This window comes from Desulfoscipio gibsoniae DSM 7213 (assembly GCF_000233715.2).
Taxonomy (GTDB): domain Bacteria; phylum Bacillota; class Desulfotomaculia; order Desulfotomaculales; family Desulfallaceae; genus Sporotomaculum; species Sporotomaculum gibsoniae.
The window spans coordinates 4,780,135-4,796,314 of sequence record NC_021184.1 but is presented as its reverse complement, the minus strand read 5'-3'; the positions used below and the strand labels follow the sequence as shown (position 1 = coordinate 4,796,314).

Sequence of the window (16,180 nt, the reverse complement as noted above, 5' to 3'; positions counted from 1 at the left end):
TAAGTATCTTTGTATTAAAGAAGGTTTTGGTATTATAGTAAGTAAATGGGAAGGCGGAAATTATATGAAGGTTGTGAACATAGTAACCCAAATGGAAGCGGGTGGTGCCCAGCAAGCGGCCATGAATATTGCTGATGTGTTGCAGAAGAGAGGTTATGAAGCCGAGATCTGGTTTTTATATATGAAAAGACCAACTTATCAAGGCTGCCGGGGGGTAAGGGTTATACTTAATCACAGACCCGTTTGGGTAATGGATTACGTGCGCATTTTATGGGGGTTATTAGTATTATTACTTAAACAAAAACCAGCAGTGGTAATTACCCATACCTACTATGCTAATGTGTTGGGGCAAACAGCGGCCCGCTTGGCCGGGGTGCGGGTCAGGCTGGCGGTGCAGCACAACCCGGCACCAACCTATCCCCGGCTGGCCCGGTGGCTGGATTTATTGTTGGGCAGCATGTTTTTTTATACATCCAATATAGCTGTTTCCGGTGCGGCTTATCATTCTTTTGATAATTACCCGGCTCGGTACAGGGAGCGATTAAAGGTTATATATAACGGCATACCCGCGCCCTGTTTGACCTTGGATCGGGAAAATGCCCGCCACCGTTTTGGACTGCCGCTTAAAGGACCTATAATTGTTAATGTCGGTCGCCTGGCGGCACAAAAAAATCAGCAATTATTGATAAAATTACTGAAACACCTGTCTGATGTACAATTGGCTATTGCCGGGGATGGTGAGTTGAAAAATACTTTGATTTATGAAGCCCATACCCTAGGGGTGAAGGATCGGGTTTTTATGTTGGGCGAGGTATCACCGCAGGAGATAGGGAACTTTTTATTGGCGGGAGATGTATTTGTATTTCCTTCTCACTATGAAGCCTTTGGCTTTGCCATGGTGGAGGCCATGGCAGTTGGCCTGCCCGTAATAGCCAGTGATATTAAAGCACTAAGGGATGTGTTGGTGGAAAACGAAGGTAAACCAGTCGGTATATTGGTTCACCCGGGGAATGAATGTGGTTTTGTGCAGGCGGTAAAAAGTGTGCTGGAAGACGACTTGCTGGCCAATTCATTAGCTGAGAGCTCAAGGGCGAGAGCCGGGATGTTTAGCTTGGCGCAAATGGTGGACAGCTACGAGCAGTGTTTTTTGGAGATGACCAATGAAGCAGGTTGAAGAACCGCCCGTATGCTCATTGTTGGGTATTAAAGTACATGGGCTGACGATGACGGAATTGCATGCACTGATTAAAAATGCGGTGGATAATCAAAGGCAATATATTATTGGACACCATAATTTACATAGTCTGTACATCTATCACCATGAACCGGAAATGCGTGATTTTTACCGCGAAGCCGATTATATACACGTAGACGGAATGTCCTTGGTTTTACTTGCACAACTTTTGGGCCTACCCCTGCAAAGAAAACACCGGGTTACTTATGTGGACTGGGTGCGCCCCTTAATGAATGAAGCGGCCCGGCAGGGGTGGCGGATATTTTTTCTGGGCTCAAGGCCGGGGGTGGCTGCCAATGCGGCCCTCATTCTTAGGGAAGAAACGCCAGGTCTACAACTAAAGACCATGCATGGTTACTTTGACGCTGACGTGCAAAGTTCAGCAAACAGGGAAGTTTTGCAGTACATTAATACGTATAATCCACATATCCTCATGATAGGCATGGGTATGCCCAGGCAGGAGCGCTGGGTTTTAAATAATGCACATGCTATTAACGCCAATGTAATCCTTACGGCCGGAGCTTGTATGGATTATGTGGCCAATGCCTTGCCCACTCCGCCGCGCTGGATGGGGCAGCTGGGGTTGGAGTGGCTGTTCCGGCTTTTTTCTGAACCGAGGCGCCTGTGGCGGCGGTATTTACTGGAACCGTGGTTTATACTAAAGCTGCTGATGCGGGAGGTGTTAAAAAAGTAGAGTTTGTGGAAAGAGCAAAATAAAAAACCCATCAAAATAAGCAGCCTTTGTAGGCTGCTATATTGTTGCCAACCCTATTAGTAAAAAGTAAATGTTGTAAAGTGCAGCTGAGCCGCGCTTTTTGGCGGGCTTAAAACCACAGGCGCCGCCCTGGATGCAAAAAAAGGCTTGGAATGGATTTACCGGCTGACTCAGGAACCGAGGTGTTTAAGACGGCTTTATCTGCTGCTTAACCCGCTTTACGTGGTGGCGCTAATCGGGGAGGCCCTTGGCCTGCGGCGTACCCCGGTAATTATGCCGGATGGGCTGGAGCCGGAAAAATCACATGGTTAACGGGTATTAGTAATATTCTTAATGAATACCAATTTAATAAGGAATTAATCTTAATTTCTTTTAATGCTTCACAAATATGTCAGTACCACCTTTGGCAGATGGTGGTCTTTTTTATGCTTTCATTAGCTCCTTCATTTTTAGGGCAAATTGTTCTCCAAACACTTCGCATTCTTTTAGATTCTCCGGTGTTGGGTCGTATTTCATTTTAATAGGCTCCATAATCATATCAAATCCGGCATCGGCTAATCTTTGGTCGATAATTTTGGGCGATTCGCCGCTCCAGCCATAGGAACCGAAAGCACTCCCGAGTTTGTCCTTAAATCTGAGCCCTTTGATGATTTCCAAAATAGAAGCTGTGGCGCTTAAGATACCGTTATTAATGGTTGAACTACCTACTATAAGGCCTTTGGCTTTAAACACCTCGGTAATGACATCGTTTTTATCAATCCTACCGATATTAAACACCTTTGCGCCGATGCCTTTGTTTTCCAAACCCCTGGCAATGGACAAGGCCATTTTCCTGGTGGCGCCCCACATGGTGTCATACAATATGGTTACTGTTCCTTCATGATAACCGCTGGCCCACAGTTCGTATTTCTCTACAATTTGCAGGGGGTTGTCCCGCCAAATAATCCCGTGGCTGGGAGCAATCATATCAATAGGAACATTAAGCTCCTTAATCTCTTTAATCTTCTTTTTAACCAGGTCGCTAAAGGGTGTCAGTATGTTGGCGTAATACTTCAAGGCTTCCTGGAATAGTTCGCCCTGGTCCACCTGGTCATTATACAAATAAGGTGAGGCGTAGTGTTGGCCGAAAGCATCATTGGACAATAAAACATTGGCGCCGGCCACGTAGGTGGCCATTGAGTCGGGCCAGTGCAGCATGGGCATCTCCACAAAAACCAGTTTATAATCTCCCAATTCCACACTGTCGCCGGTTTTTACCACGTTAAAATTCCAATCCTTGTGAAAGTGGCCCTTAATCATGGCGGCGCCGTTTTTGGTGCAGTAAATCGGGGTGTCGGGTATTTTCTCCATCAAATACAATAGGCTGCCCGCATGGTCCTGTTCCGTGTGGTTAATAACTATCAGGTCAATATTATTAAGGCCGATTTCGTGGTCCAACTGTTCCACGAAACCTTCATGAAATGGTGTCCATACCGTGTCCACTAGGGCTATTTTTTTATCTTTAATTAAATACGAATTATAGGTGGACCCCCTGTGGGTGGAATACTCCTCCCCGTGAAACCTTTTTATTTCCCAGTCCTTCACCCCGACCCAAAAAATTTTGTTCTTAATCTCAAGCATTTTCTTTACGCCCCTTTCTATTGGTTATTTGAAAAGCCAAATTTGTACTTAGTTTGTAAAGGATAATAATAAAACATGCAGTTAGCAGTAAAGTTGGCCCTAAAAATCTGTTGAATGATTAATCTTAATTTTGTAATAACATAATAAAAAGATAAGAAAATGGTTATAAAAAGCAAATTATTATTTGACGGCATCCCGCGTCTGTTGGATATGGGGCAGTGCAATAACGCGTACTCCGCCATCCAGGTGGCCGTGACCCTGGCCAAAGTATTTAATTGCGACGTCAATGACAATGGGGTCTGAAAGCACTGACCGGCTGGGGTAGTCATTAAAGCCCCCCGGCCCCCATGAATGGGGGCGGGGGGCTTGGGGGGGTGGGGGTTGAAGTGACCCCCCACCATCCTGAACCAGTTCATTATGCAAAAAGTCCTGAAACGACATGTTATATTGTAACGTTCAATTTTATTAACTGAGTTAATAAAATCACTAAGATATGCCTTATATTCCCTGGGCATATCGTACACTCCCTGTAATGTTGGGTTTTAAATCCGGCTTTATCGCTTCAGCTATAACCAAATCCACTTTACGGTTCAGTAAATCTTCAAGATAGAATTTTAAATCCATGTAGTTATCGAACGTTTTGTGGTTTTGATAAAATTCAACCAGAATGTCTATATCACTGGTATCGTTTTGTTCTCCCCGGGCAAAAGACCCAAAGAGCCCAATTTTTTTTACACCAAAACCTTTAATTTTTATCATATTGGTTTCTATTTTAGCAAGTATTGCATTACCGTTATTCATATTAAATCACCTTTCAGGCCAAACCTGTTTTAGTGTGTTGCTGACTGGGAAAAGCCTTTGCCAATTTGATTTTCATGGACATTTCATTTTTAATTCTTTTTTGTATTTTATCTTATACTTTATACATTGGCAATAAATTGCAACCAATAAATGTAAAGAACAAAACGTAAAAGTATCCAAGAGTTATTAGGTCAGGCGAAGTTAAGCACCACTGCAGATATCTATACAGATGATGTTTTGGATTTAGCAATTAAAGATAATATTGCCTTGGCCGCCACCAATACAGGGGTATATCAAATGGATTGCACAAATCTTAGTTCATTACTAACCTCTCAGAAAATTTAAATCAAGGAAAAAAATAAAAGTAGCTGTGATAAAAAGTAAGAAACCTAATAACCATCCTACAACTGGAGCATAATTAACTGTGGATTTCAATAAATTACCCAACATAACGGACATTCCACCAAAAAAAATTAAACACGCAACAATATAATTTTTCTTATGTTTTTTCTTGCCCATTACAATAAATTAGCACCACCTTAAAAAGTAAAAATATTTTTTAATGTCCCTTCATTGGGCCGTTGGTGCGCGGCCAGGGGCGTTTATTTTGACCGCAGAACAACTACACCCGATGCCGTATGACATAACAACCATCCTTGTCTTTCTGCAGCGGCAAATCAATCCGAATCATCGGTCTGAACTCCGATCCGACTATAACGCAGTAAGGGTCTTCGTCCAGCGCCGTGCTTGCAAACAGGTAGCGCCATTCGCTGGGCAGCCTCTGGTGGTTTTTTATTGCGGCGATGGCATCCGGGAGTTGTTCAAAGGCTTTCTTTATGTCACCGGCATCTACGTTTTGCAATTGTCCATACGCCAGAGTTGCCGGTACTGGAGCTCTTTTAGTTGGCGTTGCAACCTGCGCTTCTCTGCAGGGTCGGTGCTGTTTTCAACGAGGGTTTGTAGGTGGATGATTTTATGCTTGGTTTGTTAGATATCTTCCATGAGCTGTTGGCGGGTTGGCGTTGGCATGAGATCACCTCACAAACGTTGGCCCGCCAAATAGTAACCCAGCTATTATAAGCAGCCGAAAAGCCTGCCAATATGTAATTTCCTTTAAACCAAAAACCTGGGGAATGGTTATGTTCCAGAGCCATTTTACATAGAAGAGAAAAGACAAGCGCAAAAAGTACGGCTAAGATTATTAAACTGAAAACAGCGAATAAAACTCTTGGATGTAAGAACCCCATGTACATGCTGGCACCACCAATTGCTAAATCCATTCAGCAAACAACACCTTTCTTGGTTAACCTTTCCACAGCTAATTATTGGTTTCCTGCTGGGTAGGCACAGAAAAAGGCGGCGATGGTTAGTTGCCGTCCTGGATAACTGAGAATTATTTTTTAACCATAATATCAAAATAACATATGTAATATGGATGCAAAAACCAATAGTATAAACGCGGTTAAAAGTGCTGGCAACATTTTAAAGCCGGAACGAATTATTAATAATACACCTTCCAAAGGGGATCTAGATTGATTGGACTGACCACTTTCAGGATTATTTACAGAAGTCTTTTTCAATGGAAGAAAATTTTGTAAACAGTCTAAAACTATATACAAATAAATAATAAAAAACCATAGGCAGATAATATAATGCTCGGAAATGTATGTTACATTGTAACCAGGGACGCGTACATCTTTATTACATTGCCTGCAGCTTCTGTTATTCTTATATTATTACATTAAGTTAAACTAATGATAGGTTCTCATTAATTCCATATGTCGCATTTACAGATACTGTCATAGACCCCATGGCTAAAGACAGGGGCTTCTCACGGTGTTTCGGTGATTCATGCCCATATTTGTTGCAGTGGTAGGAAAGAATTATAACCATTTGGACACAAAATAGGTTTATAGGACTTATATTGACAAAATATAAACAAATAAATATAATGTCTATAAATGAGGCAAATAAAATAATAAATGTTTGCAAATATGTACTTAGAGTTACTTTAGACACTGCACTGGAAAGGAAGAAAGTATGTAATGAAAATTGTAGTAATTAATGGTAGTCCAAAAGGCAAATCCAGTAACACGAATGTAATGGTGAGTGCCTTTTTGAAGGGAGCACAAGAAGCAGGAGCAGAAACCATAAATATATATTTAACTGAAAAAGAAATAAAACACTGTAAAGGTTGCCATTCTTGTTGGACAAGAGGACCTGGGCAATGTGTAACTAATGATGATATGTTAGGAATTCTTTCACTTATGGCAGGAGCAAATATTATTATTTTTGCTACTCCTGTATATTTCGGAAATATTTCAGGTATGTTAAAAGTTTTTATGGACAGGATGACAATGATAGGAAGTCCTCATTCTCAAAACGACACAAAAGAAAACAGTCAAGAATTAAAGCCAAAAGAATCGCAAGCTCCAAAATTAATGATGATTTCAAACTGTGGTTTTAATGATAGAGACGAATTTCAAGTGATTTCGCTTTGGATTAAAAGAGTAGCCCAAAAGATGCATATGGAATTAATCGGGGAGATTTACGCTACACGAGGAAAGTTTCTAACTTCTCCACCAGAGGAATTGCAACCTTTAATATCTAATTATCTGCTACTTTTGGAAAGAGCGGGAAAGAGATTGCTACCGACATGAAACTGTCAAAGATAACTGAAAAACAATTAATGCAGAACTTTATTTCTGAATAATTTCACATTCTTAACAAAATGTCACTACTTAAATTTACATTTCTGGGAACAAGTATTTACCGGCAAGCGCCGTAGCCCCAATCGGGGCCTTTTTTAATAAACTAGTACAGAGTTGGGATAATATTATCCACCTCTTTAACATAGCCCCTGTGCCACATCCTGATGCGGCCAGGGGCATTTATTTTGTTGATAATATAATGGAATTAGAACCTATTTATTTCCAATTGAATAACTTGTTTCTAAAGAAACTTTTTTCAAATATGGAGGTAACGCTGTGGGAGGATATTATATTAGTAAGCGTAAAATAAGCCCCACCTTGTAAACAGGGTGAGGCAAGATTAAGCTATTTATTATTCACCCGACAAGTCGGCGGCAAAGCGACCGACCAGGGAAGTAGCTCATCCAAAGTGTTTTGATCTTGGATATCTATGTTAGGAAGCCTTTCAAAAAGATACTGAAGGTAGCTAAATGGATTTAAGCCATTTTCCTTAGCTGATTCAACAATGCTGTAAATCGTTGCACTGGCATTGGCGCCACGCGGGGTGTTGGCGAACAACCAATTTTTACGACCGATCACAAACGGTTTAATCGAGCGCTCACTGCGTAATCCAAAACTTTGGATTACGCAGTGAAGGTAGTGTAATACTTTTGTGTTTTTACACTTTTAAGTCCAACCGCTATTTCAGGTGGGATTTTACTTTATCCGGGAAGAAGATCGATCACTGCAACAGAATCTGTCCCTAGTTTTGGATACGGCCTTCCACTTACGAAGGACATACTAGGTGGCCATGTACAGGCATGCTCCTACTCGGCGTGCGTCTCCGAGGCGGCTCACTTGACGGGGACGGGCATTATCAGACGGGAGAAGCGGTTTGTTTCGCTTACTCGCTGGTACGAGCTCCTGGTCGTTAGGTTGTAGTGTCAGACTCCGAGATGACTCTCAGGAAAGGTTCTGGCCCGGCCGTGTCCACACGCAAAGTTCGAGACCTTTCAGCTAGATATGCCAAATCGGAGAACTCATCTCCCACTTCAATCTCTGCGATCTTCTGTCCATCCATCGGTACGGGACGTGGGTAGCTAGCAAGGTTTTGCTGCTCGGGCAATTCCAAAGGGGCCGCGGCAAGAATCTGCCCCTCGGCGCCGTACAAGATGATAAGTTTCATAAGGCTACACCTCCAGAGAGCTCACGGTAGTCTGACCGCAGTGAATCTGAGAAGTCCGGGATCCGCATCCAACTTGCGGACGATAAAGTGCGTTGTCTGGCTCAGGTTATTGTCAGAGGTAACCCACGTCCTAATGGTTTCGACTGCTTCATTGGCTTGGAACGGCCGCACGCTGTAACCCCAGTAGTTGTCTCTGTCGCCATAGTCCCATTCCCAATGGAAATCGCCAGTTCCTTGAAGAACCGGAGGTGCTTGAATGAACGCCATTGTATATCACCCCTAAGTGTTATGTTAAATGCATTTATAGTTTCTTTTTTGATAAGAGGGATTATGCAAGAATGGTTAAAAATAATGTTTTAGTATGAATGTTTCGTTGATGATTACTAACCTGGTTAAGATGAAAAACTACCAGGAGGCGAAGTTATTATGTTTAGAGATAAGAAAAAGGATGGCGCAGTTTTGGTGGGTACCCGGGGATAGGTTCCAGAGATACGCTATCGGGATACGGCCGGCGGACAGGGTAATATTATCGGAACTGCTGGACTATTATGGCGAATAAAAAGGGGGCACCATTTGGCTGCCGCCTGGGATCCGGGGTCGGGTGAAGTTTACGACTCTAACGCCCCGGGGGATTATGCGGGATTGTAGCTGGGTGGGGTTTGAGGTTTAAATGGACATGCCATTTATTGACAGTTACTCTTTTGAAGTGTAAAATGAAAAGGTCGTTCCATGAAAGGAGGAATTCATTTGACCGAAGAATTAATTAGTGAAATACTTGAAAGTTTGATTTAGGCTACTGCGCCGCTTTCAAGTGCCTTTTTGATGTTTAGAATGCAAAGCATTATAGTTAAAACATCTTGAAGCACTGCTATAAACTTGACCATATTCCACCTCCTCCCAATTGTCTTAAGTATTCTATCATTACATAACGACTTGTCAATTTAATATGCAAAATCTGCAAAAAATAAAAAAGCCCCGGCACATGACCGAGGCTGTAATCATTTTGCAACATATTCACTTGTGCTCAAACAAATCTCCGACAGCAGCTGCCGGCAGTGCCTGAGATCATCCTGCTGCAGGCCCAGATGGGCAAGCCTAATAACCCGCTTAAACAGCTGCTGCTCTACGCTGCCGGCTTTCCCAGGTTTGCCCATTCCTCGCCAAATGAATCCTTTAGCTCACGCAGCGCAGCCTCAATCAATCCCCTGGCTTCATCAGCTGTTATTTTTATACCGTGCTCATTTGCCCGGGCAGATAACCACTCCAGTGCCTCATTGAATTTAGCCTGGCCGCCGGCATCTTTATAAACCTGCTCAACAAATCGAACAGCCAAAAGAGCTAGATCCTGTTTGGTTTCAAGCTGCACTGCAATTTTGTTCAGGTTCTCGGTACCGAGTTTGCGCCGGATTAGCTCAAACAGCAACGCTACCAACGCCGGAATCAAAACTGCCAGTACGTCATAGCTAATTTGTATAACTTTATCTTCCATTATATTATCACCACCGTTTTAGTTTTTTCGTCCCAGGTAACCTTACGTCCCAGCGTCTCAGCCATAGCCCGAACCGGGGCATAGGTGCTACCATCCACAATAATTCCGTCAAAAATAACCCCACCCACGCAGATTTTAGGACGTTGTGGGTCTACCGGTTGAACTAGCAGGTGCATTGCTGACCCAATTATATTAATACCTAAGTAATCTCCAATACCTTTTGCAATAGCCAAGGCCACTTTATCCTGATACTCTCCACTGATCAGCATGGCTTCTTCAGCAGGGTTAGAAATAAACAATAATTCAATCAGCACCGCAGGCATCCTGGTATTTTTAATTACATAGAAATTAGCTTCTTTGTCAGGGTCACTGTCGCTCCAATCCTCACGATACATTACATTCGGGAAAGCCTCTTTCATGCGCTTATTAATTGCCGTAGCTAACCGGTCTGCTTGAGTTGTACCTGGTGTAGTATATATCTCGCTGCCTTTCGCGGTTGAATTTACGCTATTGCAGTGAATAGAAAAGAAAATATCTGCTCCTGAGTCATTAGCAATCTTGCACCTTTGCGCCAGGTCCGCATTAAGGTTTGATGGCCAGGGTACGTCATTGCTTTCCCTGGTGTAGCTCATCATTACATCATTAGCTTGAAGTATTTTGCCTATCTTTAATGTTACAGCTAAGTTAACATCAGCCTCATGTATTCCTGTTGGACCAATTGCCCCCGGGTCATAGCCACCATGTCCCGGATCTCCACAAGCTTTCATTTTAAATCCCCCCATAAAATATTAAGGCTCCGGAGCTATGTCCGGAGGTATCGCAGTTGGTGTTACCGGCTGCGAACACTGTCCATAATACGGCTGTTGATATGACTGATAAGGAGTAATTCCCTGGCTACGCTGCAACCATAAAGCGGCAGACTCTTGCACAAAATACCCACCCAAGATAACGCCAATCAGTGGCACAAGGGCCTGAACAACGGCCAGGGCATCTTTGTTACCAATCGCCTTTCCGCAAAAATATAAAAAAAACTGCCGGAAAAAGCTATGGCCAGCACATCCTTGAAACTAAATTCAAAAGGACGGGAAAAAAAGTTTTTCATTTTCCACTTAGCACCACCAATAACGTTATGATAGTCCCTAAAAACGAAAGGGCCGCTGTCCCCGCGGTCCCAATCATAATCTTATATATGCCTGTAACCTTATCATCCACGTTTTTTATCGTGCCATTTTGAGTATGTTGCCAGCCAACCAGGTTCTCAACGTTAGCCTTCAAAGTTGCCACCTCCTCACGAAGGTAAATAATCTCCTCTTCGTGGTTCACCACCCCCACCTCCGGAACTCAAATTATTTCTTATGAAATAACCCGGGCCAATCACCCTCTTGCCCGGGCATAAAAAAGACGCCTTTCCCTGGGCGTATAGCTTTGATCGCAACTTTAAAATAACACTCCCAAATCACCACTTATCACATACCTTGAATATAATATAGCAACCCCCTATTTTTGGAAAGGAAGTGATTATATGACTTACCGTTTTAACTTAATTATCTACACAGCTGAAAAATTCTGGATTATGAAGGATGAAGAAAAATACCTTGAATATGTTGTTATGGAAAGGCCAGTTGATTTATTAGATAACGGAAAACCCATAGAATATTTCAGTGCTAACGATAACGATGAAGCAATAAAAAAGGGTTTGGAGATTGCTAAAAAACACGGATTACTTTAATTTCAAGGGTGTAGGTTGTTCCTGCACCCTTATGTTGTATTTTATAAACTTATTTGAGTACCACCCGCAAACCAAGTAAAAATATTTCACATGAAATACTTACCTAGTCTACTCACCATGCCGTAAAGTGGTAGATGATACAAACCAACCCGGCAATTGCGACAACCCCACCAAAAAGAACTAAAAAAGAGTGTAGGGTGTTAGGTGAGAGTAAAATACCGGTAATAGTAAATGCAGTAAAGGATACACACTTTGAAATTCCAGTTTTTATTGCTCTAAGCACCGGAGCAAGGCTTGGGGAAATAATCGGCCTGCAGTGGAGTGATATAGATTTAAAAAAAGGTGTTATCCACATAAAACACACAATGGAGCGCAAAAAAGATGGATCACTAAGGCTTACTAATACTAAAACAGTAAAAAGTCGCAGGGCCGTAGAGATCGGTGAAGATACCATAAACAAATTAAAGCAGCATCAGACAAGGCAGAAAGAATGGGAAGTTGCAGCAGAGCCCGGAAAATGGCAAAAAGAAATAGAAATCGTGCTTGGTAAAAAGCAAAAAAATAACCTGGTGTGCACTCACCAGGATGATGGCCGGCCAATTAATCCTAACGCTTTAAGTAGCCGGTTTAGCCGTATAGCAAAAAAATTAGAACTTGATATAGGTTTCCACGACCTGAGACATACCCATGCCACAATGTTACTTAAAGCAGGTGTTCACCCTAAAATTGTATCAGAAAGACTTGGACATGCCAATATTGGAATGACTTTAGACACATATTCACATGTGCTGCCTACCATGCAAAAGGAAGCTGCAGCCATCATGGAAAATTACCTAAAATAAGGCTCGTTAGCAATCCGTTAGCAAAAAGGCCCCTCCATATCGGAGAGGCCTTGATTTTTGCGGCTAAAATTGGAGCGGGTGACGAGGATCGAACTCGCAACCCTCAGCTTGGGAAGCTGATGCTCTACCATTGAGCTACACCCGCATATATATAGCATATATCATTATACGTACTATGCTCATAAAAGTCAAGGTATGTGTGGGCGCTGAAACCTGGGCAAGGGGTAAGCTTTTGCATGATAGGTTTTGTTCGATGGGACAATACTTCTGGAATAATATGGCCGGCGGTTTTGTTATTTGTAAAGCCATTAATATACTTTGGTGAACTGTTACCCCAAAGATGTTCTGCAGCTTATTAGCAGGAAATTTGCCGACTTTGTTGAAATTTTTTATTGAGGTGACATGGATGACCACTGCTGACCATAAATTTATTGTTGAACAAAATAAAGAACGGATCTATCGACTTAAACAGCAGGTGGATGAAGCTACCGATCCCCAGGAAAAACGCAGGCTGAAACGCCGGCTGAGGCAGGCACAAATAGAGCAAATAAAATACCTGAATAAGCTGGCCTGAAAGCAATTTTGGGATTAATCCGGCGTGACCGGGTATAATTGCTATTAATTTAAGAACAGCCTCGATAAAATTTCTTGCCTAATATTCCTTAGTTGTCATATAATTTGATTAGTTAGCTAAAAGGGGGCAATTATATTGGGCAAACATATTAAAACCATTACCGGCCGGACGCTGCAAAGCACCATGCGCAGCGGAGGTTGCGGCGAGTGCCAGACTTCCTGCCAGTCGGCTTGTAAGACCTCTTGCACGGTCGGCAACCAGGCTTGCGCCAATAAAAAGAAAAACTAACTGCACCTGATCCCTTTACGGGATGAGGTCTTTTTTTTGAAGGGAATGATATAAATTGATCCATGTTTTTACCTTTGATGACACCAATATAGTGCTGGATGTCAACAGTAATGTCGTGCACGAGGTGGATGAGCCGACTTTTCAAATTATTAAAGATTACCAAGCTATACCTGAAACAGGTTTGATAAATAAATACGGGCCTGTTTACGGTGCCGCCACTGTTAAGGAAATTATCATGGAAATCAGGGATTTAAAGGATAGCGGGCTGCTTTTTTCCCCGGATCCGCTGCCGGGCGGATACCAGCCTCCGGAGGGCGAAACGGTCAAAGCGCTTTGTCTGAACCTGGCTCACGACTGCAATTTGCGCTGCCGTTACTGTTTTGCCAGCCAGGGTGATTTTGGCGGCCGGAGGGAGCTTATGACGGCGGAAGTGGGCCGTGCGGCTCTTGATTTTTTAATGCGTGCTTCGGGCAGCCGCCGGCATGTAGAGGTGGATTTTTTTGGCGGCGAGCCTCTTATGAACCGTGCGGTGTTGGTGGAACTGGTGGAGTATGGCCGGAACCGGGCCCGGCAGGCAGGTAAGGAAATCAAGTTTACCTTGACTACGAACGTTACCCTGCTGGACCGGGATATGCAGCAATTTATCGGCGACCATGACCTGGCGGTGGTTCTATCAATTGACGGACGTTCCCAGGTGCATGACCGCATGCGGGTTACCGCCTCGGGCGGGGGCAGCTACCGGCGGGTTATGGATAATATCATTGCTTTCACCGGTTCACCATATTGCCGGGAGTATATCATCAGAGGCACTTATACTCGTTATAACCTTGATTTTTGTGCAGATGTCAGGCATCTGGCGGAGGCCGGTTTAAACCATATTTCTGTGGAGCCGGTGGTGGCGGGGGCCGAAACTGACTATGCCTTCAGGGATGAGGATGTGCCTGTATTACTGGAGGAATATGATAAATTAACCAGGTACTTATTGGAAAGGCACCATCAAGGACGACCCCTGGATTTCTTTCATTTCAATATCGATTTGGAGGATGGTCCTTGCCTGCCCAAGCGCCTCACCGGTTGTAGCGCTGGTTCTGAGTATTTGGCGGTGGTGCCCGGGGGAGCATTGTACCCCTGTCACCAGTTTGTAGGTCGGGATGATTTTCAGGTGGGCACAGTGTTTGACGGTGTGATCAATAAAAGCATAGGGAATATATTTCGAACTGCGCATATATATAATAAAAACGCTTGTCGGGAGTGCTGGGCCAAATTTCACTGCAGCGGTGGCTGTCATGCCAATGCTTATTCTTTTAACGGTGATTTGCTAAAACCTTACCGGTTGGGTTGTATACTGGCACGTAAACGGCTGGAGTGTGCGCTGTATCTTAAAATTAAGACCCATGTGGAATAACTGCACAATACTAACAAAAAGGGAAGCGCTATGCTTTCCTTTTTTTGTTGATAAACACTTAAGTTTACGATATGTGTTTTCAATGTTATAATAAACACTGTTCAATATGAAGTATTTTGTCAGTTTATGCATAATTACGCAAGGGAGTGTTTGGTATCCGGAATATTTTAAGTCAATTAACTAGTAAGCTAGCGACAACCATAAAGGAAATATTTAATTACCACATTGGTGCTAAAACAGTGCTGATACTGGGTATTACCGTGCTTGTTGTATGTACATTCTTTAGCCTGGCCCGCTGTGCAGTGGTTTGGAACGGGAATGTTGTGGCAGTGGCCCAAAACCGTGAAGTTGCTGAAGCTGCGGTAAATGATTATTTTCGACAATTGGAAAGAACAGCGGGGATGCCTGTAAAAATAAAAGAGGATGCAATTAAGTATCGACCTACCTGGCAACTGGGGGCGTTGGAAGATAAGAAGGAGATACAGCGCTGCCTGGCCGGTAAATTGGACTGTCAATATGAGGCCTGCGGTATTTTCATAGATGGTAAACAGGTGGCGGCGGTTAAGGATGAGACAGTTGGCCAGGAGGTGCTGGATAAGCTCTTATCTACGTATAGCGATAATGGCCAGTGGAAAGTTGACTTTAAACAAAAAGTCGACATTAAAAGGGTAACCGTTGATGGGTATGAGCTGATGGATACTGATCAGGCGGTGGAATATATCCAGTTTGGCGGCATAGAAGTGAGGAAGTACCAGGTGCAGGAAGGAGATACTCTTTGGGATGTTGCCACGGCGGCAAAATTGCCCGTGGAGGAATTAATAGAAGCAAACCCGGACTTAACACCCCAGACCTTGCAAATCGGGCAGGAAATAAAAATATCCCGGCCTGCGCCGCTTGTTGATGTGTTGACCACCTATAAAGATATGCAAAAAGAAGAAATAGCCTACCGGGTACAGGAAAAGGTTGACCAAAACCTTTACTGGGGTGAACAAAAACTTGTGCAAAAGGGCAGCCCCGGCCAGCGGGAAGTGGTTTATGAAATAACTTTGGAAAACGGCCTGGAAGCAGACCGCAAGGTTTTACAGCAAAAAACCATTAAGGAGCCGGTGCCGCAGATAGTTGCCAAAGGTAATAAAAAATTACTTGCTTTTCGTGGCGGTAATGGGCGTCTGGCTTACCCCACCGCAGGCGCTATAGTGTCACCCTTTGGGGAACGCTGGGGTAGGGCCCATGAGGGAGTTGATATAGCGGTCAACTATGGTAGTCCGGTGGTGGCAGCGGAGGCCGGTACGGTACAGCAGGCCGGTTACCGGGGTGGCTATGGACTTTGTATTGATATTAGTCACGGTAGTGGTGTAGTAACCCGTTATGCTCACCTTTCCGCCGCGGCAGTAAAACCGGGACAGCGTGTGGAAAGGGGACAATTTATCGGCCGGGCCGGTTCTTCGGGAAATTCCACTGGTCCGCACCTGCATTTCGAGGTAATAGTTAACGGTACACATAAAAACCCCGCCTTATTTATTTAAATTACAAGACAATTACCAGGTAATGCTGTTTTCTATCCCTTTTGTTTAAGGTATAATGTTTTTGTGTAAAAATATGTGGAA

The 16,180-nt window shown here is 43.5% G+C and carries 19 protein-coding genes, 1 tRNA gene and 2 pseudogenes; 12 read left to right on the top strand and 10 right to left on the bottom strand.

Annotated elements, in window-relative coordinates; translation table 11 throughout:
- Window positions 1-64: 64 nt before the first annotated feature.
- From DESGI_RS22375 to DESGI_RS24985, 3 genes are all read left to right on the top strand, one after another.
- Entirely contained in the window at window positions 65-1,174 is a 1,110-nt protein-coding gene (locus tag DESGI_RS22375; RefSeq protein WP_006522227.1) for a glycosyltransferase family 4 protein, read from the top strand.
- Window positions 1,161-1,928, top strand: a complete 768-nt coding sequence (locus tag DESGI_RS22370; protein WP_006522228.1) for a WecB/TagA/CpsF family glycosyltransferase — start codon at window positions 1,161-1,163, stop codon at window positions 1,926-1,928. Before DESGI_RS22375 ends, DESGI_RS22370 begins: the two co-directional genes overlap by 14 nt.
- 168 nt (window positions 1,929-2,096) lie before the next feature.
- Window positions 2,097-2,261 (top strand): hypothetical protein, encoded by a 165-nt coding sequence (locus DESGI_RS24985; protein ID WP_207638346.1) that lies wholly within the window; start codon window positions 2,097-2,099, stop codon window positions 2,259-2,261.
- 111 nt (window positions 2,262-2,372) lie between these two features.
- On the opposite strand, the gene DESGI_RS22365 is transcribed toward DESGI_RS24985, so the two are convergent.
- A complete protein-coding gene (locus DESGI_RS22365) occupies window positions 2,373-3,569 on the bottom strand; it encodes an anaerobic nitric oxide reductase flavorubredoxin (protein WP_006522229.1) in 1,197 nt (398 codons plus the stop codon).
- Between the two features lie 186 nt (window positions 3,570-3,755).
- On the opposite strand from DESGI_RS22365, the pseudogene DESGI_RS24205 reads away from it, so the two are divergent.
- A pseudogene (locus DESGI_RS24205) lies at window positions 3,756-3,860 on the top strand (hypothetical protein); the annotation flags it as partial.
- Between the two features lie 207 nt (window positions 3,861-4,067).
- On the opposite strand, the gene DESGI_RS22355 reads toward DESGI_RS24205, so the two are convergent.
- The 3 genes from DESGI_RS22355 to DESGI_RS24980 all read right to left on the bottom strand — a co-directional run bounded on the left by DESGI_RS22355 (window position 4,068) and on the right by DESGI_RS24980 (window position 5,650).
- Window positions 4,068-4,370: a nucleotidyltransferase family protein gene (locus DESGI_RS22355; RefSeq protein ID WP_006522232.1), complete on the bottom strand. Its 303-nt coding sequence runs from the start codon at window positions 4,368-4,370 to the stop codon at window positions 4,068-4,070.
- 622 nt (window positions 4,371-4,992) lie between these two features.
- Window positions 4,993-5,232 (bottom strand): hypothetical protein, encoded by a 240-nt coding sequence (locus tag DESGI_RS22345; protein ID WP_041285051.1) that lies wholly within the window; start codon window positions 5,230-5,232, stop codon window positions 4,993-4,995.
- Window positions 5,233-5,269: 37 nt separating this feature from the next.
- Complete coding sequence (locus DESGI_RS24980; RefSeq protein ID WP_052543980.1) at window positions 5,270-5,650, bottom strand: hypothetical protein; 381 nt, start codon at window positions 5,648-5,650, stop codon at window positions 5,270-5,272.
- A 765-nt stretch (window positions 5,651-6,415) separates the two neighbouring features.
- Here DESGI_RS24980 and DESGI_RS22340 point away from each other — a divergent pair.
- Window positions 6,416-7,030 carry a flavodoxin family protein gene (locus DESGI_RS22340; RefSeq protein WP_006522233.1) on the top strand — a complete coding sequence of 205 codons (615 nt, stop codon included), beginning with the start codon at window positions 6,416-6,418 and terminating at the stop codon, window positions 7,028-7,030.
- Window positions 7,031-7,426: 396 nt separating this feature from the next.
- Here DESGI_RS22340 and DESGI_RS24200 read toward each other — a convergent pair.
- Window positions 7,427-7,687, bottom strand: a pseudogene (locus DESGI_RS24200) (transposase domain-containing protein); the annotation flags it as partial.
- Between the two features lie 304 nt (window positions 7,688-7,991).
- Window positions 7,992-8,246, bottom strand: a complete 255-nt coding sequence (locus DESGI_RS22335) for a hypothetical protein (protein WP_006522234.1) — start codon at window positions 8,244-8,246, stop codon at window positions 7,992-7,994.
- A 376-nt stretch (window positions 8,247-8,622) separates the two neighbouring features.
- On the opposite strand from DESGI_RS22335, the gene DESGI_RS24975 reads away from it, so the two are divergent.
- Complete coding sequence (locus DESGI_RS24975) at window positions 8,623-8,805, top strand: hypothetical protein (protein ID WP_157872845.1); 183 nt, start codon at window positions 8,623-8,625, stop codon at window positions 8,803-8,805.
- 564 nt (window positions 8,806-9,369) lie between these two features.
- Here DESGI_RS24975 and DESGI_RS22325 read toward each other — a convergent pair.
- The 3 genes from DESGI_RS22325 to DESGI_RS22315 form a co-directional block, all read right to left on the bottom strand.
- Window positions 9,370-9,735 carry a phage holin family protein gene (locus DESGI_RS22325; protein ID WP_006522237.1) on the bottom strand — a complete coding sequence of 122 codons (366 nt, stop codon included), beginning with the start codon at window positions 9,733-9,735 and terminating at the stop codon, window positions 9,370-9,372.
- The gene (locus DESGI_RS22320) at window positions 9,735-10,502 is read right to left on the bottom strand and encodes an N-acetylmuramoyl-L-alanine amidase (RefSeq protein ID WP_006522238.1); all 768 of its coding nucleotides are present in this window, start codon (window positions 10,500-10,502) and stop codon (window positions 9,735-9,737) included. The genes DESGI_RS22325 and DESGI_RS22320 overlap by 1 nt, the downstream gene beginning before the upstream one ends.
- A 331-nt stretch (window positions 10,503-10,833) precedes the next feature.
- A complete protein-coding gene (locus DESGI_RS22315) occupies window positions 10,834-11,058 on the bottom strand; it encodes a hypothetical protein (RefSeq protein ID WP_041285050.1) in 225 nt (74 codons plus the stop codon).
- A 199-nt stretch (window positions 11,059-11,257) separates the two neighbouring features.
- Here DESGI_RS22315 and DESGI_RS22310 point away from each other — a divergent pair, with 199 nt between their 5' ends.
- Both DESGI_RS22310 and DESGI_RS22305 read left to right on the top strand, forming a co-directional pair.
- A complete protein-coding gene (locus tag DESGI_RS22310; protein ID WP_006522240.1) occupies window positions 11,258-11,464 on the top strand; it encodes a hypothetical protein in 207 nt (68 codons plus the stop codon).
- Between the two features lie 197 nt (window positions 11,465-11,661).
- On the top strand, window positions 11,662-12,306 hold the full coding sequence (locus DESGI_RS22305) for a site-specific integrase (RefSeq protein WP_006522241.1): 645 nt from the start codon (window positions 11,662-11,664) through the stop codon (window positions 12,304-12,306).
- Between the two features lie 70 nt (window positions 12,307-12,376).
- Here the strand turns inward: DESGI_RS22305 and DESGI_RS22300 are convergent.
- Window positions 12,377-12,451 (bottom strand) — tRNA-Gly (locus DESGI_RS22300).
- 231 nt (window positions 12,452-12,682) lie between these two features.
- Here DESGI_RS22300 and DESGI_RS22290 point away from each other — a divergent pair.
- From DESGI_RS22290 to DESGI_RS22280, 4 genes are all read left to right on the top strand, one after another.
- Window positions 12,683-12,880 carry a hypothetical protein gene (locus DESGI_RS22290; RefSeq protein WP_041285048.1) on the top strand — a complete coding sequence of 66 codons (198 nt, stop codon included), beginning with the start codon at window positions 12,683-12,685 and terminating at the stop codon, window positions 12,878-12,880.
- A gap of 135 nt (window positions 12,881-13,015) precedes the next feature.
- Window positions 13,016-13,168, top strand: coding sequence for a six-cysteine ranthipeptide SCIFF (gene scfA / locus DESGI_RS24190; protein WP_015618038.1), 153 nt, complete (start codon window positions 13,016-13,018; stop codon window positions 13,166-13,168).
- A 55-nt stretch (window positions 13,169-13,223) separates the two neighbouring features.
- Window positions 13,224-14,573 (top strand): thioether cross-link-forming SCIFF peptide maturase, encoded by a 1,350-nt coding sequence (gene scfB, locus DESGI_RS22285; RefSeq protein WP_006522243.1) that lies wholly within the window; start codon window positions 13,224-13,226, stop codon window positions 14,571-14,573.
- Between the two features lie 239 nt (window positions 14,574-14,812).
- Window positions 14,813-16,099 carry a peptidoglycan DD-metalloendopeptidase family protein gene (locus DESGI_RS22280; RefSeq protein WP_052543978.1) on the top strand — a complete coding sequence of 429 codons (1,287 nt, stop codon included), beginning with the start codon at window positions 14,813-14,815 and terminating at the stop codon, window positions 16,097-16,099.
- Window positions 16,100-16,180: the final 81 nt, after the last annotated feature.

Bases quoted from the DNA above. Each gene is read 5' to 3' on its own strand.
- DESGI_RS22340 (WP_006522233.1), top strand. From the start codon at position 6,416: ATGAAAATTGTAGTAATTAATGGTAGTCCAAAAGGCAAATCCAGTAAC.
- DESGI_RS22355 (WP_006522232.1), bottom strand. From the start codon at position 4,370: ATGAATAACGGTAATGCAATACTTGCTAAAATAGAAACCAATATGATA.
- DESGI_RS22310 (WP_006522240.1), top strand. From the start codon at position 11,258: ATGACTTACCGTTTTAACTTAATTATCTACACAGCTGAAAAATTCTGG.
- DESGI_RS24975 (WP_157872845.1), top strand. From the start codon at position 8,623: ATGATTACTAACCTGGTTAAGATGAAAAACTACCAGGAGGCGAAGTTA.
- DESGI_RS22370 (WP_006522228.1), top strand. From the start codon at position 1,161: ATGAAGCAGGTTGAAGAACCGCCCGTATGCTCATTGTTGGGTATTAAA.
- DESGI_RS24980 (WP_052543980.1), bottom strand. From the start codon at position 5,650: ATGGATTTAGCAATTGGTGGTGCCAGCATGTACATGGGGTTCTTACAT.
- DESGI_RS22365 (WP_006522229.1), bottom strand. From the start codon at position 3,569: ATGCTTGAGATTAAGAACAAAATTTTTTGGGTCGGGGTGAAGGACTGG.
- DESGI_RS22325 (WP_006522237.1), bottom strand. From the start codon at position 9,735: ATGGAAGATAAAGTTATACAAATTAGCTATGACGTACTGGCAGTTTTG.
- DESGI_RS22320 (WP_006522238.1), bottom strand. From the start codon at position 10,502: ATGAAAGCTTGTGGAGATCCGGGACATGGTGGCTATGACCCGGGGGCA.
- DESGI_RS22375 (WP_006522227.1), top strand. From the start codon at position 65: ATGAAGGTTGTGAACATAGTAACCCAAATGGAAGCGGGTGGTGCCCAG.
- DESGI_RS22335 (WP_006522234.1), bottom strand. From the start codon at position 8,246: ATGAAACTTATCATCTTGTACGGCGCCGAGGGGCAGATTCTTGCCGCG.